The organism is Campylobacter sp. BCW_4338 (genome assembly GCF_001763255.1).
GTDB classification, from domain to species: Bacteria; Campylobacterota; Campylobacteria; order Campylobacterales; family Campylobacteraceae; genus Campylobacter_D; species Campylobacter_D jejuni.
The window spans coordinates 1-15,747 of record NZ_MJYJ01000065.1; the positions used below are offsets into that span (position 1 = coordinate 1).

15 protein-coding genes are annotated in these 15,747 nt (G+C 29.3%); 3 read left to right on the forward strand and 12 right to left on the reverse strand.

All coding sequences use genetic code 11. From position 1 onward, the window contains the following. A partial coding sequence (locus AJN69_RS08335; protein WP_261664015.1) for a cache domain-containing protein occupies positions 1-1,182 on the reverse strand: 1,182 nt, incomplete at its 3' end. A 237-nt stretch (positions 1,183-1,419) separates the two neighbouring features. Here AJN69_RS08335 and AJN69_RS08340 point away from each other — a divergent pair. The 3 genes from AJN69_RS08340 to AJN69_RS08350 are packed head-to-tail and all read left to right on the forward strand — an operon-like array spanning position 1,420 to position 3,958. Continuing rightward, a complete protein-coding gene (locus AJN69_RS08340; protein WP_070288066.1) occupies positions 1,420-2,295 on the forward strand; it encodes a metal ABC transporter solute-binding protein, Zn/Mn family in 876 nt (291 codons plus the stop codon). A gap of 12 nt (positions 2,296-2,307) precedes the next feature. Beyond that, complete coding sequence (locus AJN69_RS08345; protein WP_002870415.1) at positions 2,308-3,162, forward strand: ABC transporter ATP-binding protein; 855 nt, start codon at positions 2,308-2,310, stop codon at positions 3,160-3,162. Then, entirely contained in the window at positions 3,155-3,958 is an 804-nt protein-coding gene (locus AJN69_RS08350; protein ID WP_070288068.1) for a metal ABC transporter permease, read from the forward strand. Before AJN69_RS08345 ends, AJN69_RS08350 begins: the two co-directional genes overlap by 8 nt. On the opposite strand, the gene AJN69_RS08355 is transcribed toward AJN69_RS08350, so the two are convergent. The 11 genes from AJN69_RS08355 to AJN69_RS08405 all read right to left on the reverse strand — a co-directional run bounded on the left by AJN69_RS08355 (position 3,947) and on the right by AJN69_RS08405 (position 15,744). After that, the gene (locus tag AJN69_RS08355; protein ID WP_070288069.1) at positions 3,947-5,284 is read right to left on the reverse strand and encodes an McrC family protein; all 1,338 of its coding nucleotides are present in this window, start codon (positions 5,282-5,284) and stop codon (positions 3,947-3,949) included. The genes AJN69_RS08350 and AJN69_RS08355 overlap by 12 nt on opposite strands. Then, the gene (locus AJN69_RS08360; protein ID WP_070288071.1) at positions 5,284-7,566 is read right to left on the reverse strand and encodes an McrB family protein; all 2,283 of its coding nucleotides are present in this window, start codon (positions 7,564-7,566) and stop codon (positions 5,284-5,286) included. Before AJN69_RS08360 ends, AJN69_RS08355 begins: the two co-directional genes overlap by 1 nt. A gap of 31 nt (positions 7,567-7,597) precedes the next feature. Next, entirely contained in the window at positions 7,598-8,020 is a 423-nt protein-coding gene (rimP, locus tag AJN69_RS08365) for a ribosome maturation factor RimP (protein ID WP_052854211.1), read from the reverse strand. Next, a complete protein-coding gene (rbfA, locus tag AJN69_RS08370; RefSeq protein ID WP_070252779.1) occupies positions 8,010-8,372 on the reverse strand; it encodes a 30S ribosome-binding factor RbfA in 363 nt (120 codons plus the stop codon). The genes rimP and rbfA overlap by 11 nt, the downstream gene beginning before the upstream one ends. After that, complete coding sequence (gene infB, locus AJN69_RS08375) at positions 8,369-10,984, reverse strand: translation initiation factor IF-2 (RefSeq protein ID WP_052858947.1); 2,616 nt, start codon at positions 10,982-10,984, stop codon at positions 8,369-8,371. Before infB ends, rbfA begins: the two co-directional genes overlap by 4 nt. Further along, positions 10,971-11,228, reverse strand: coding sequence for a DUF448 domain-containing protein (locus tag AJN69_RS08380; protein WP_002870410.1), 258 nt, complete (start codon positions 11,226-11,228; stop codon positions 10,971-10,973). Before AJN69_RS08380 ends, infB begins: the two co-directional genes overlap by 14 nt. A gap of 24 nt (positions 11,229-11,252) precedes the next feature. Continuing rightward, the gene (gene thrB / locus AJN69_RS08385; RefSeq protein WP_070243415.1) at positions 11,253-12,131 is read right to left on the reverse strand and encodes a homoserine kinase; all 879 of its coding nucleotides are present in this window, start codon (positions 12,129-12,131) and stop codon (positions 11,253-11,255) included. An 8-nt stretch (positions 12,132-12,139) separates the two neighbouring features. After that, the gene (locus tag AJN69_RS08390; protein ID WP_002851789.1) at positions 12,140-12,541 is read right to left on the reverse strand and encodes a tRNA (adenosine(37)-N6)-threonylcarbamoyltransferase complex dimerization subunit type 1 TsaB; all 402 of its coding nucleotides are present in this window, start codon (positions 12,539-12,541) and stop codon (positions 12,140-12,142) included. Between the two features lie 38 nt (positions 12,542-12,579). After that, the gene (gene lpxC / locus AJN69_RS08395; RefSeq protein WP_002859351.1) at positions 12,580-13,464 is read right to left on the reverse strand and encodes a UDP-3-O-acyl-N-acetylglucosamine deacetylase; all 885 of its coding nucleotides are present in this window, start codon (positions 13,462-13,464) and stop codon (positions 12,580-12,582) included. Further along, positions 13,464-14,837 carry a M23 family metallopeptidase gene (locus AJN69_RS08400; protein ID WP_052858945.1) on the reverse strand — a complete coding sequence of 458 codons (1,374 nt, stop codon included), beginning with the start codon at positions 14,835-14,837 and terminating at the stop codon, positions 13,464-13,466. The genes lpxC and AJN69_RS08400 overlap by 1 nt, the downstream gene beginning before the upstream one ends. Positions 14,838-14,916: 79 nt before the next feature. After that, positions 14,917-15,744, reverse strand: coding sequence for a prephenate dehydrogenase (locus AJN69_RS08405; protein WP_070243413.1), 828 nt, complete (start codon positions 15,742-15,744; stop codon positions 14,917-14,919). Positions 15,745-15,747 lie beyond the last annotated feature (3 nt).

The window sequence follows — 15,747 nt, forward strand, 5'->3', positions numbered from 1 at the left end:
AGTAATTCTTGCTGTTAAATTACCACCTTCTACAACTGATACGGTTTGAACTGATTCTTTAACAGCTTGATTGTCTTGTTCTAAACCTTTTTTAGTAGCAAGGATGTTTTCGTTGATGGCACTTGAGATTTGTCCAAATTCATCATTGCTTTTTACTTCTATAGTGGAAACATTTTTTGTTTTATGATTGATGAAGTCAAAGAATGAAGTTAAACCTGTTTGGATAGCTGCAAGTGGGGAGAGATATTTTGATACGATGAAATAAAGGAGGATTACGCTAATAATACTTGTAAAAATAACAATCGCAGTTTGTATAAATGCAATTTTATAAACTGGAGCTTCTATTTGTTCTACTGGTTCTCCAACGCAAGCAGTATAAATTCCAGAAACTTTTGCACACACAGCAAATCTTTCACTATGATCTTTTGGTCTAGTATACTCAAAAGGTTCAAAATCTTTCTTGGTTTTTGCAAGATTTGCAATTGCACTAATATCATAACCTTGTTGTAAAAGAGCTTTGTCTGTAGAAACAAATACTTTATTTTCTTCATCAAATACAAAAGTTCTACCTGGTAAATTTTCAAATTCGGCTTGCAAATCTGCCGCAAGAACATCTACGGCCAAAACTCCTATAAATTTACTATCTTTATAAAGCGGAATAGAATATGTAAAGCAAGGTAAATTTGTAGTTACATCAATATAAGATGGGGTAATATAAAGTTTATTTGTTTTAACTGCTTCTATATAATACTCTCTTGTTCTAGCATCATAATTATCAGCTTTTCCATAAGTTCCAAAATCTAAATTTTTAGCATCAGAGTCTGGATCGCTTACAACAAGTTCACCATTTGGTTGAGCAATATAAACTGCTAAGAATCTTCCAGCATCTCTAAAATTCTTTAAATCTTGTCCAACATAATGCATTAAAGCATCTTGACTATCTAACTGTTCTACAGGATGCTTTAAAATACTTTTAGCTAAACTTTCAAGAGCTAAAGAATTTCTTGCCTTAAAAGACTCTATAGAATTTTTAGCCGTTTTAACATAATTTATTTCAGCATTCACAACTTCATGAAAAATTGCTTGCTTTACAAACATAAATGTTATAACACCTAAAATTACCAAACACACTACTGCGATTAAATTTGCAATCAGTGCAACCTTCAATTTTACGCTTTTCATAATTTAAGCGCTCCTTTCTAATATTATTTTATTAGGGATATCTACATAAAGTTTTAGAATTATAAATTAAAAAATTTAAATTTTTACTTAAATTTAAAAGTTATAAAAAATTAATTTAATTAATATTAAATTAATTTATATTTATTATTTTTATTTAAATAAATATCGCTTCGAAAATTCTATGTATTAAGCTTAATATCGTTATAATTTAAAAAAATTTATATCAAAGGAAATATTTTGAAAAAAATTATATTATTTATCTTATCTTTAGGGATATTTTATACTTTCACACAAGCTAAAAATTTAGAGCAAGAACAAAATACTAGTAGCAATTTAGTTAGTGTCAGCATAGCACCTCAAGCATTTTTTGTTAAAAAAATAGCTGCAGATACTCTAGATGTCAATGTTATTTTGCCCCCAAATAGCAATGAGCATAATTTTGAATTTAAACCAAACACTATGAAAAAACTTGAAAAAAGTGATATTTATTTCACCATAGGCTTAGAATTTGAAAAAGTTTTTACGGATAAATTTAAACAAAATTTTCCAAAACTTCAAGTTGTAAATATGCAAAAAAACATAGCTTTGATTCAAACTCATGACACTCATGAACACTCTCATGAACATGAGCATTTTGATCCTCATACTTGGCTAGATCCTATTTTGGTCCAAACTATGGCTTTAAATATTTATGACACCTTAATTCAAAAATATCCACAAAATAAAAATTTATATAAACAAAATTTAGATAAATTTTTAGCAGAATTAGATAGTTTAAATTTACAAATTGCCTCAAAATTAGAAAAATTAAAAAATAGAGAATTTGTAGTTTATCATCCTTCTTGGACATATTTTGCAAAACGCTATAATCTTACGCAAATTCCTGTAGAAATTTTAGGCAAAGAACCAAAAAGCAAAGATTTGCAAAAACTTATCACTCTAATGAAAGATAAAAATTTAAAAGTCATTTTTGTTCAAAATGGTTTCCCTGAAAATGCAGCAAAAACACTTGCTAAAGAATGTGATGCAAAAATTTACAAAATAGATCATTTATCTTATGATTGGGAAAATGAGCTTTTAAAAACTGCTGATGCCTTTTCTCATAATTTATAATCAGGCTTTTTAATGCTTTTTTTTGAAATTTCTAATCTAAACTACGCTTATGATAATGAAATCATCTTAAAAAACATCAATCTTAGCTACGACAATAAAGACTTTCTCTCTATCATAGGTCCAAATGGTGCAGGAAAATCAACACTCGTAAAACTTATCTTAGGACTTTTAAAATCCAAAAATAAAATCCATTTCAAAGCTCTTCAAAGAAAAGAAATAGGCTATGTTCCTCAACACACTCTAGCCAATCCTAATTTTTATCCAAGAGTACTTGAAATCGTTCTTATGGGACTTGTAAGTAAAAAAATTTTTGGTTTTTATGGGAAAAAAGATAAAGAAAAAGCTATGCAAGCTTTAAGAAGCGTAGGGATGGAAAAATTTTGGAACAAAACCATTGATTCTCTAAGCGGAGGACAAAGACAACGTGTTTTTATCGCAAGAGCCTTAGCTAGTGAATGTAAGATGCTTATTTTAGATGAACCTACCGCAAGCGTTGATAACAAGTCTGCTATACAAATTTTTGAACTTCTAAGCTCTTTACACCAAAAAGGCATGGGAATTTTACTCATTTGTCACGATATCAACCTTGTATTAGCTTATAGCGATAAAATTGCACATTTAAACAAAGAACTTTTCTTGCATACCAACACTAAAGAAAAAGAAAAAAGTTCATTTTTAAAACATTTATACGAAAACCACTCTCATTTTTGTGATGTAGAAATGAGTTTAAATACTTGTTTTTGCGATGAAGAAAATTGCGATAGTAAAAAACTATGCGAACAAGAATTTACAAGAAGAAATTTGAAAAAAACAGAATTTAAAAAAGAAAATTTTTGTTTAAAATTTTCAAAGGAAAATAATGCTTGAAATTTTAAATTTCACCTTTTTTCAAAACGCTTTACTAGGAGCGATTTTAGTCAGTATAGCTTGTGGGATCATAGGTACTTTGGTGATGATAAATCGCCTTTTTTCTATGGCTGGAGGTATAACACATGGGGCTTTTGGTGGTATAGGTATAGCTTTTTATTTTTCTTTACCTATTTTATTAAGCACGGGAATATTTACTTTATTTTTGGCTTTTTTAGTAGCTTTTTTAGCTAAACGCTATGAACACAGAAGTGATAGTATTATCGCTGTAATCTGGGCTTTTGGAATGGCTGTTGGGATTATTTTAATCGATTTAAGCCCTAGCTATAACACAGATTTAATGGCTTATCTTTTTGGGAGTATTTTAGCTGTAGGAACGCAAGATTTATGGCTTATGGCTTTGGTTGATGGTGTGGTCGTACTTTTGATCTTTTTATTTTATAGACAATTTGAAGCATTAAGCTTTGATGCGGAATTTGCAAAAGTTCGTGGCATCAATACAAGTTTTTTTCATTATCTTTTAATCGCCCTTATGGCTTTTTGTATAGTTATTTCCATACGCCTTGTAGGGCTTATTTTAGTTATGGCTTTACTTAGTATCCCAAGCTTTATTGCTGAAAATTTCACTAAAAGACTTGGCTTTATCATGATTTTGGCAAGTTTTTTAAGTATGATTTTTTGTGTTTTAGGACTTATACTTAGTTATTATCTTAATCTTTCAAGCGGTGCTTGCATCATAGCTGTAGCTTGCTTTGGTTTTTTAGTGCATTTGATAGGCAAATTTTTAAAAAGGTAAAGGTGCAAAACACACTTGCACTTTTATATCTTTTTGCCCTTGTTCTTTAAAATACAAATGTTCGCTCGCCTTAAAAACAAAAAATTTTTCTGCGATTTTTCTTTGTAAATCTTGAGTTTTTTCACATAAAGGATACACAAGTTTAATATCATAAATTTTAAATTTGCAAGCATAAGCAAACATTTGATACAAATCGCTTTGTGCTATACCCTGTTTTTTCTCATCTTCGCTATCATTTGGAATTTTCCATTTGGTATCTAGGATCATTTTATTTTCTATATATAAATCAGGCTTTAGCATGAAACAATTTTCATCATTTTTTGAGATTAAATACTTTCCACTGTTTTGAATTTTAATATCTTGAGTTGGATTTACTTTTTTTAGCATATAAGCTACATAATCTTCAAAAATTTTCTCCATAGGAAAAAGCAAAGCAAAAGCTTCATTTTTACCATGATAAGGCATAAAACTTTCATTTTTTAAGAAAATTTTACACCACAAAAGCAAGTTTTCATAATAATCAAAATGTCTTGAAATTTTATAACTAAAATCTTTTTCATAATTTTTAGAAAATTCTACCTCATCAAGCATTTGCATGGCTTTTATAAGTCTAAATTTATTCAAACTTGTTTTGGATTTTAAAAAATTTAGCGTTGATTTTATCAAACGATTGGGTGCTATATCTAAAACAAACTCATCATTGCTTGTAAAAAATCTTTCTTTGTGTATCAAATTTTGCTTGATATGTTCGTTAAATAGTAATTTTCCCTTCAAAAAAGCCCTATTTTCTTCGCAACTTAGATAAGATCTCATCAAGCCTTTTTTATGCACGCTATCAAATTCATCTAAAAACATAGTGATAAACACTTCAAATAAAGGAATTTTAGAACTTTGCAAAGATGAAATTTGCGATTTTTTAAAGGGGGAGTTTTTTAAGGTTTTTAGCATATTTATCAAAAGATTTTTAGGATTAAATTTAAAATCTTTTTCATAAAAATCATTATTTTTAGAAATATTGTCTAATTCATAACATCTTTTTAGTTTTTCTTTATCGTGATTTGAAGAACTATCTTCTTTTTTATAACTATCTAAATTCGTGCATTTTGGCAAAATCTCCAAAACCCCGCTTTTAGTCTGTATAATGCCGACATAATTTTTAGCTTTTAAGGTATTTTTGTTTTTAAAGCCTAAAAGATTTTCATTATTTTTTGCAAAGTCTTCTAGCTCTTTATAAAACCCTTCGGCCTTTTCTTTGAAAATTCCTTTTAAATCTTCTTTAGAAAAAGCTTGGTGTTCGATGATGGAAAAAGTATTACTTGTTTTCATTATTCATATATTTTTATAAAAGTATCTTTACTCCAATTATTACTATCACTAAATTTATAAACAACCTTATCACTTTCTATAAATTCTGTCATATTTTTTAAATAATCTTTATTTTCAACACTAATTTCCAACATACCATTTTTATTTAAAACTGCGTCAATCAAAGCATAGTCATTGTAAAAATACTCTTGCAAAAGTGGGATGATTTTATTTTTAAAAACCTTTTTTAAACTTTCTAAATTTTCAACACTTACAAAAAATGCATGACCTATGGTTTTTTCTCTATCTAGTAAATATTCTATACGAGTGTTTATAGCTTTTAATAATTTTTTTAAATTTACATCTTTATATTTTGATTTTTCCAACTCTTCAACATCAGGCATCATCTCAATAAATTCAAATCTTCTTCGCAAAGCTGTATCAAGCGAAGTAATGCTTCTATCGGCTGTATTCATAGTGCCTATGATATAAACATTTTTAGGCACTCCAAATTTTTCACCACTATAAGGCAAAGTCACTTTTAACTCTTCTTTTTCACCTATCCTTTTACTAGGTTCTATCAAGGTGATAAGCTCACCAAAAATCTTACTTACATTACCACGATTGATTTCATCGATGATGATTATATAAGGTTTTAAAGAATTATCATTGTTTTTATTATTTTCAATCTTTGCAGTTAATTGTTTTTCATATGCTTTAAATTTTTTCACTAAATTAAAGTAATAAGTATGAGTTCTATCAGCATAATCTCTATTAAATACCTTTTTAAACATTTCAGTAGCATTGTTAAATTCATCTTTGCATTTTAATAACTCCATAAATATAGATAAATTTAAATTAAAAATTCCATCGAATCTCTCTATGCCTTCACTATAAATCACAATTGTTTTATTATCAATTTCAATAACAAAGAAATTTCCACCCTTTGTTTTACCAATAGGCTCATTTGTTTCCAAAAGCCAATTTAAAAAATTTTCAACCTTTTCTTTTAATTCTATTTTTTTATTCAACTCATCTGCATTTAAGATACTATTCTCATAATTATCCAAAGCTTTTTCGCAAAGTTCTTTAAAAATTCCATCTTTTATTTCATATTCTATTTCTTTAGAATTTTCTTCACTATCTATGCGAGGCTTTATGCCTTCTACAAATTCTTCATATCCATAGCTTTGATGAAAAGTAGTAAATACTATTTGTCCCTTTCTTACATACTCATCAAATTTTGCTTTTTTCTCATCTCTACTTTCTAAATTTTCGCCCAAAATTTCCAAAGCTTTATCTATAGTATGATAAGTTTTTCCTGTACCCGGAGGCCCATAAAGAATTTGATTTAAAGGTGGATTTAATTTATTTTTTTTAAAATAATTGTTTAAAAAATTATAATAATGATTTAAAACACCTATATATCGCCTTTTAACATTATCATTTATTTTATTAAATTTTTCATTATTTTCTATTTGCTGTTTGCAATATAAAAAATCATCTATACTATTACAATTTAATAAATTATTATTCTTTAAACAACTAGAAATTTTTTCAATATCTTTAATATATGTTTTTATAGTATCTTCTTTTAGCTTGCTATCGTTATCTTTTGATATATCCTCAAGATATTTTTTAAATAAATCTAAAATTTTATTTGTATATTTTTCCCTATATTGAAACCATAAAGGAATAGATAAATTTTCCACCATTTTGATTAATGATAAATTTTTATTTTCTAACAATTTTTCATAAATTTGATATGTTTTTAATTTTTCTTTAAATTCATTCAAAGATATTAAACCTAAAACATTTTTAGAAAAAATATTAACTATTTTTATATTATTTACATCTTGATAATGAAAAGCTATTTTCCATTTAATGGCGTCTCCAAAATCTATATTTTCTATAGTTTCTAAATCATTATTTTTACTTGCTTGTATTATATCTATAATTGTTTGTTTTATTTTATCAAAAGCTTCATCTTGATTATTTCCATATTTAGATAGCCAAGCATAATTATCATTGTAAATTTTACCTTTTAAATTTTCTTTATCATCATTAGAATTTCTTTTATATATACCAAATTTAAAACTTGAACCACCCCAAATACTTCCTATGTCATCAAGTATATTTTCTATCCAAAAAGTAAAATCATTCCTATCTTGATTATCTTTTTTAATACTAGTATATTCTTCAAGAGTCATACTTTCAACTTTTTCTAAAGTCCAAATTCTTTGAAATTCTAAAAATTTATTTTCTATGTTTTTCTTTTGTTCTTCATTTAAACTAGTATTCATTTAAATTCCTTAAAAACAAAAAATATTTAAATCACCACTCCACAAAGGTTCTAGCTTTTTTTATATCATTAAAATTTATAGTAGTTTTTTCTTTATTTTCTAAATTTTCTAAAGTGATATTTTCATCATCTACAGCAATGATTTTTGCTTCGAATTTTTCTTTTTCATTGGTTGTGATCTTCACAAGTTCACCTATACTTTTAGCAAAGTGTTCTATCTTGCTCAGTTTTCTTTCAAGTCCTGGTGAAGATACTTCTAAAAAATACTCCCCATTTACAGGTGGTTCTACATCAAAAATAGGCGATAAAATTTCACTAAGCTTTGCACAATCATCAAGATTTACCCCGCCTTCTTTTTGCACATAAATTCTATAAATTTTTTTACCATTTTCACTTACTAGCTCATCATCATAAAAGCTAAGTTCTGCTTCTTTGCAAAGGGCTTCAAGATTCATTTTTATCCTTTTTTATTTTTTCAAAAAGTGCGTCCATATGGTTTTGATACTCAAGCCTATCATCAAATTTAAAATGAAAATTCGGACACCTATACCAGCCCTGCTCGCTCATGCAATAATTTTGCAAAGCTCTACTTGCCTTTTTTAAAGAAGATAAAATTTTTTCTTGCTCATGAACATTAAAAAACATTTTATCAAGATACACAAAAGCATCGTATCTACCCTTTTTACATTCCACATCAATCACACAAAGATTTTTTAAATTTTCATCATCTAAATTTGCTAAAGCTTCAGGGATCAGCTCTTTTAAGATACTTTCAGTGCGTAGCTTTTTAATCTCACTTGGATTCATAGACTTGCTTGTTCCTCTACTTCTTTATAGCTTTCTATATAATCACCCACTCTCATATCATCGCACCCTTCTATACCTACGCCACATTCATAGCCTTTTGCCACTTCTTTAGCATCATCTTTAAAGCGTTTAAGCGAACTTACATTTCCTTCATAAACCACAACTCCATCACGGATAAGGCGAATTTTGGCTCCACGGTTAATCACCCCTTCAGTTACCATACAACCTGCGATTTGTCCGATTTTTGGTACATTGATCACTTGTCTAATCTCTGCTTGTCCTAATTGCTCTTCAGAAATAATCGGGCTCATCATACCACCAAGCAAGGCTTTTACATCGTCTAAAAGATTATAAATCACATTATAGGTTTTAATTTCTACGCCTTTATCTTTAGCACGCTCTTTAACTTCCCCTGTTGGGCGTATGTTAAAACCTAGTACGATAGAGTTTTCACTCGCACTTGCAAGCTCTATATCACTTTGTGTGATTCCACCTACTCCGCTATGAATGATATTCACTTTAATCTCATCATTTCTAAGTTTTTCTAAACTTGCTTTTAAGGCTTCTAAAGATCCTTGCACATCAGCTTTTAAAATAACAGGCAAGGCTTTTAGATTACCTTCTTTGATCTTAGCTCCAAGCTCATCAATGCTAACTTTAGTGGATTTGCTAAGTTCTTTTTGGCGATTGTATTCGTGGCGTTTATTAGCGTATTCTCTTGCTTCTTTATCGGTTTTTACTGCGATTAAAATTTCACCTGCATCTGCTACTTCGCTAAGCCCTACGATAACCCCACATTCACCTGGTTTGATTTCTTTTAAAGCTTTACCTTGATCATCACTCATCGCACGCACTTTTCCATAAGCCTCGCCTGCAACCACAGTACTTCCTACAGTAAGTGTTCCATTTTGCACGATGATAGTAGCCACAGCACCACGCCCTTTTTGCACAGAACTTTCTATAATGCTTGCTTTAGCAAAACTTTTTGGATTGGCTTTAAGTTCTAAAATATCAGCTTGTAAAAGCACGATCTCAAGCAAATCTTCAATCCCCATTCCTGTTTTAGCTGAAACCCCTACAAATTCATAAGATCCGCCCCATTCTACTGGCATGATTTCCATTTCTGCGAGTTGAGTTTTTACCATATCAGGATTTGCTGCTTCTTTATCCATTTTGTTAATAGCAATAATAATAGGCACACCTGCTGCTTTAGCATGATTTATCGCTTCTTTAGTTTGTGGTTTTACCCCATCATCTGCGGCTACAACGATGATTACAATATCAGTGATACTTGCACCCCTTGCACGCATAGCAGTAAAAGCTTCGTGACCTGGGGTATCGATAAAAGTAATTTTACGTCCATTTTTTTCTACCATATAAGCACCCACGTGCTGAGTAATACCCCCTGCTTCACCACTTGCAACGCGTGATTTTCTGATATAATCTAGCAAAGAAGTTTTACCATGATCAACATGCCCCATGATGGTAATCACAGGTGCTCTAGTCACTAAATCTTTTTCATCAGTCTCTTCTTCATAGTCTTTTACATAATCAAACTCATCAGCCTCGTTAATGATATTGATCTCTATACCAAATTCAGCAGCCAAAATTTCAATCGCATCTTCATCTAAGAAATCATTTTTTGTTGTCATCATTCCAAGCATGAAAAGTTTTGAAATCACTTCACTAGTGCTTTTTCCTATCTTATCAGCGAATTCATACACACGAATTTCTTTAGAAATAGAAACACTACTTACTTCTTCTACTTCCTTTTTTTCAATCTTTTTAGGTGGTTTTTTACGACTTCTTCTTTGAATTCCACCTTCAAGCCCAAAACCCGCAGAATTTCCAACAGCTTGTCTTATAAAATTAGGTTGTTTTTTATTGATATTTTGTGGTTTTTCTTGTTCTTTTACACTAAAATCAGGTAACACTACCTCATCTTCATCATCTAAAGAAATATCACCAAAATCATGTTCATCTAAAAAATTCATTTTTTCGGTACTTTCTTTTTTACTCGCAACAAAAGATTTTTTTTCTTTTTTCTTTTTCTTTAAACTCTCATCAGCATTTGAAAACATAGTTTTTAAACTTAAGCGCTCTTCATTATTGATAGATATATCATTTGAATTTTTTACTTCTTCTTTTTTAACTTGAATTTCTTCTTCGTCTTTTTTCTTTTTAACAATGACAAGTCCGCGTCTTTTGGCTAAAGTTGCACTAGCAAGGCTTTGTGGCTTATGAGTATCAATAATTTCTTGTTTTTCTTCCTCTTTTGCATTTTCTTTTTCAACTTTTAATTCTTCTTTTTTAACTTCTTTTTTAAGCTTTTCTTCTTTTTTAGGTTCTTTTTTTTCAGATTCATTTAGCTTTTCTTGTTCTTTTATATTTTCTTTTTTAGGCTTTTTTGCCGTAGGAGTTTTGATATTTTTCTTAAAAGCTTCTGGAATTTCTCTTGTTTGTATATACTCATAAATAGCTGCTGCGATCTCAGGCTCTACAGCATTTGATGCTGTTTTAATTCCAAGTCCTAATTCATTTGCCTTTTCAATAATTTCCTTACTATCATAACCTAATTCTTTTGCGATTTCATGAATTCTAATCTTTGCCATTTAAAAATATCTCCTTAAGTCCTTGCTGAGTAATTTTAGTATTTAAATTTTTACATATTTTAGAAAATGCTTTTTGTAAGATTTTATCTTCTTTCTCAATACAATTTTGACATAAATATCCGCTTCTTCCATGTTCTGCTTTAGGCACAATATCTCCTAAAACAACTTTAAATCTAAATAACATATTTTGCTCAAAGCGGTTTTTACACACTATGCACATTCTAATTGGTATATGTTTTTTCAAAATTATATCTTTTTTTTATATTTTTTAGCAAATTTCAAAGCCATTATCATCAAATTCTAAATATTGCACACGAAAATCTTTAAATTTTGTTTGCATTTTCTTTGCCAAAGCTAAAGCATTATCTTTAAAAGCTAAAGAAAAAAAGCTCGATCCCGAACCTGAAAGCGTACTCATTAAAGCTTTATTTTCTAAGGCAAATTTTTGCACTTCAAAAAGCTCGGGTAAGTTTTTCATACGATTGATTTCATGGAGCTTATCTTGACTTGCAAATTTTAAAAATTCATATTTTTTCTCCAAAAAACAAGCGGTTAAAAATGAAGCATGGGAAAGGTTGAAAACCGCATCATTAAAACTTAAATTTTTGGCCAAAGCTTGGCGTGATTGTTCCGTGCTCATTGCCAAATTTGGGATCACAACCACAGCAGCTAAATCTTTATCAATCTCTTTTTTGATGCTATAAACTTTATTTTTTTCAACCAAAGAACACACAAAACCACCAAGAGTAGCTGGAGCGATATTATCTGGATGGTTTTCGTAAATTAAAGCTTCATCTAAAATACGTTCTTTTTCTACCTTAAATCCACTCATATAATAAGCACTGGCAATAGCTCCAACAATCACAGCTGAAGAGCTTCCTAACCCTCTTGAAAGAGGAATGTTATTTTGAAAAATAAAACGAAAATTATCTTTTTTTCCGCTTAGTTTTTCATAAATTTCATAAAAAATATTTACAAATATATTGTTTTTTTTAAGAAAAATATTATCACTGCCCTCACCTCCAATACTAATGCTAAAAACACCTGATTTTTGAATTTGAGTTTCATTAAAAAGCTTTAAACTAAGTCCTAAACAATCAAAACCTGGCCCTAAATTCGCACTCGTAGCGGGAACTAAAATTTTCAAATTTCATCCTAAATTGCATCTAAAAAATAAAAGGGAAGATTATCATTATTTAGTTTAAGCTCTTGTAAATTTTTTGGTAAAAAAAACTCTGCTGGGATATTTTGCTCTAAACAAATTTCACCTTCCTTATATACAAAACAAAAATTTTTATTTGCACTTATGGGTTTATAGCCATTTAATTCAAAAGCACTCACCGCAAATAAAGGAATATTTTTTACTATACTTAAAGTACTCAAACTTACATAAGAAATTTTAATCCCCATATAAGAACCTGGACCATTAGCATAAATTAAACTTGTAAAATCATATTCTTTAAGCAATTCATCTAAAATTTTTGGTAAAAATTCGCTTGCTTTTTCTTCACTTTTATAAGTTTTTATAAGTTTATCATCTTGATAAATTCCGATCATTAAAGGCTTAGATAAAGCATTAAGCAAAAGAGAGGTTTTTATGCAAATACCTTTTCATAAGCTTTTTGGGTTGTTTTTTCAAGGCTTACAATTTCATAAGCATCTTTATCTTTTAAAACTTCTTTAGTAAGCAAATGATTTAAATGATGACTCCCAGCATATGAAGTATAATCTCCAAAAACACGATATCCAAGTAAAGTTAAATCTCCAATTGCATCTAAAATTTTATGTCTTACAAACTCATCTTTGAAACGCAAACCCTCAGGATTTAAAATACGATTTTCATCTACCACTATAGTATTTTCTAAACTTCCACCTAGTGCTAAATTCATACTCCTAAGAGCTTGAACATCTTTTAAAAAACCAAAAGTTCTAGCCCTTGCTATGTTTTCTATATAATTTTTTTTGCTAAATTCAAAATTGTAACTTTGTTCACCTATAACAGCATTGTCAAATTTAATTGTGTAATTAATACGGGGTTCTTTAGTAGGAGTTAAACGCACAAATTTATTACCATCTCTTACTTCTATAGGCTTTTTAATTACCATAATTTTTTTAGGCGCATCAAGTTCTTTTACCCCTGCTTCATCAAGCATCATACAAAAACTAATACTTGATCCATCCATAACAGGAGCTTCATTTGCATTTAAAACTATGCGTACATTATCGATTCCATAAGCATTAATCGCACTCATTAAATGCTCTATTGTAGAAATAAATCCACGATCATCTCCTAAAACAGTTGCCATTTGAGTATTGATCACATTTTCAGGACTTGCCTTATAGCTTGCATTAAGATCGCTTCTAAAAAATACTATACCACTATTTGCTTCTAAAGGCTCTAAAGTAATTTCTATAGGTTCACCCTTATGAAGTCCTATACCTACGCCTTTGACAGTTTTTGCTAAAGTTAATTGTTTCATTAATTTTTTCCTAAAATTATCTTTTTACCATCATTTAAAACATTGTAAATATTATTTTCTATCCATTTTTTATCTTGCCATTGTTCAGGACGCGTTTCAACTCCTTGAACCAAAACTCCAAAATGCAAATGATCGCCTAAGGCTAACCCACTTGTTCCTGTTTTGCCTATAATACTTTGTTTATTAATCATTTCATCTAAATCAACATTTTTAGAAGAACAGTGCCCGTAAAGACTATAAACACCAAAACCATGATAAACAATTAAATTTAAACCGTAAATCCCATTTTCAGCAGCAAAAACAACCTTGCCCGCGTTATTACTTATGATAGGAGCTTGTGCTACGCTTGCTAGATCAAGCCCCATATGATAAGAATCACTCACAAATTGCCCATTATAAGAATAATACCTATGATCAGCAAAATCCGCTACTTTCATACCATTTTTAAGAGGTAAAAATAAATTCAAATCAAAATTATCAATTTTTTCCTCAGGTACTTTTGAAGTGATTTCATGGATAAGTTTTTCATTACTATTTCTTAAAGTTTCATTGACAAACTTAAATTTTTCATAACGATTGAAATTATTATCTTTTGGAGCGTATTGATTTGCTAAATTCTCAATCTTTCCATCTAAAAATTTATCCGTTAGATTGATATTTGAAACACGATATTTACGATTAACAAAATAATACCTTATACGTTCTTTTGAAATATTTCCCGCTTTATCCGTAGCGATAACAAATGCACGAAATTCCTCATCTCTTGCATCCCAAGCAATTAAAGCTGCATAATACCCTTGTTTTATATAAGGCGTAGCTTTAAAAATTTTACCTTTATTTGTCTCTATATATACCTTATCTAAATTAGCATCATCAGCCTTGAAAACAACAGCCCCAGCACCGCCTTGCTCGATTTGGTAAGAATTGCTTATGATATTGATTTTTGGAGCCGTATTATCTACTAATACCGCAATTTGTTTTCTTGCTTCATTACCACTAAAAAAATTCCAAAAACTAGAATCTTTAGCTATCACCTCCAAAACAAAAGATTTTACATTTTCTTTGTAACCAAATTTTGGCAAAGCAACTTGTAAGGTAATATCTTTTAAATTAGAAATCTTTTCATCTGCTATAACCATTGCACTAGTATTGTCGTCTTTATGCAATATAATTTGTACATTTTTGATAGAACTTTCATCATCTTTAACATGCACTAAAATAGGTTTTTTAAGATCAGTATATACAACATCTGGCATTAAAATTTGAGGAGGATTTTTTTCAAAAATACTTAATCTTGAAATAAAAAAAATCAAAATTGCTATTAAAACTAAAATTAAAACAGATAAATAAGTTTTGCCTTTTCTTTTTGCCATAACCTTCCTTAAAAATTTTCGATGTTTTTGTTGTTTTTAGTATAAATTCTATTATATTTTCAGTAAATATCTAGCAAATTTATAAAATTTCTCTTAGAGTATTAGCCTGTTTCATCCATTTTCTTAATTCATCGTTTTTATCTAATTGTATCATTTGTTTACATCTCTCTAATTCTTGTTGAAAAAAATCAATAGAACTTAATAAGTTATCTTTATTTTGTAAAAAAATACTTTCCCACATTTGTGGTGATGATTTGGCAATTCTGCTCATACCTTTAAAAGATCCTCCAGCCAAATGAACAATATTTCTTTTATCCTCTTCTTTCATTACAAAATTAGCCAAAGAAAAACTTATAACATGAGGCAAATGAGAAATAATAGCAGCATGATGATCATGGGCTTTACTATCCATAAAAACAATTTTCATCCCTAAATGAGAAAAAATTTCTACTGCTCTTTTTTGATGCAAATCATCAGCTATTTCACTATCGCAAAGAACACAAACTGCATCTTTATAAAGCTCTTTAAAAGCCGCTTTTGGACCTGAATTTTCAGTTCCTGTCATAGGATGAGCAAAAAGAGTTTGTTTGATTAAATTCTTAGGCAAACTTTCTATAATTTTTCTTTTTGTACTTCCAAGCTCTATAATTGTTACATTAGAAGGCAAATCAACTAACTTTTGCAAAATTTCTATAATAGCATTAACAGGAGTTGCGACAAAAATCATATCACATAAAGCTAAATCTTTAAATTCTATAAGCTCATGAATAAGACCTAATCGCAGGGCATCTTTTTCATTTTCTTTACTTAAATCCATACCATAAACACAAGAAATAAGCTTATTTTCTTTCAAACAAAGCCCTAAAGATCCACCCATAAGCCCAAGCCCTATAATTGCTATTTTCATACT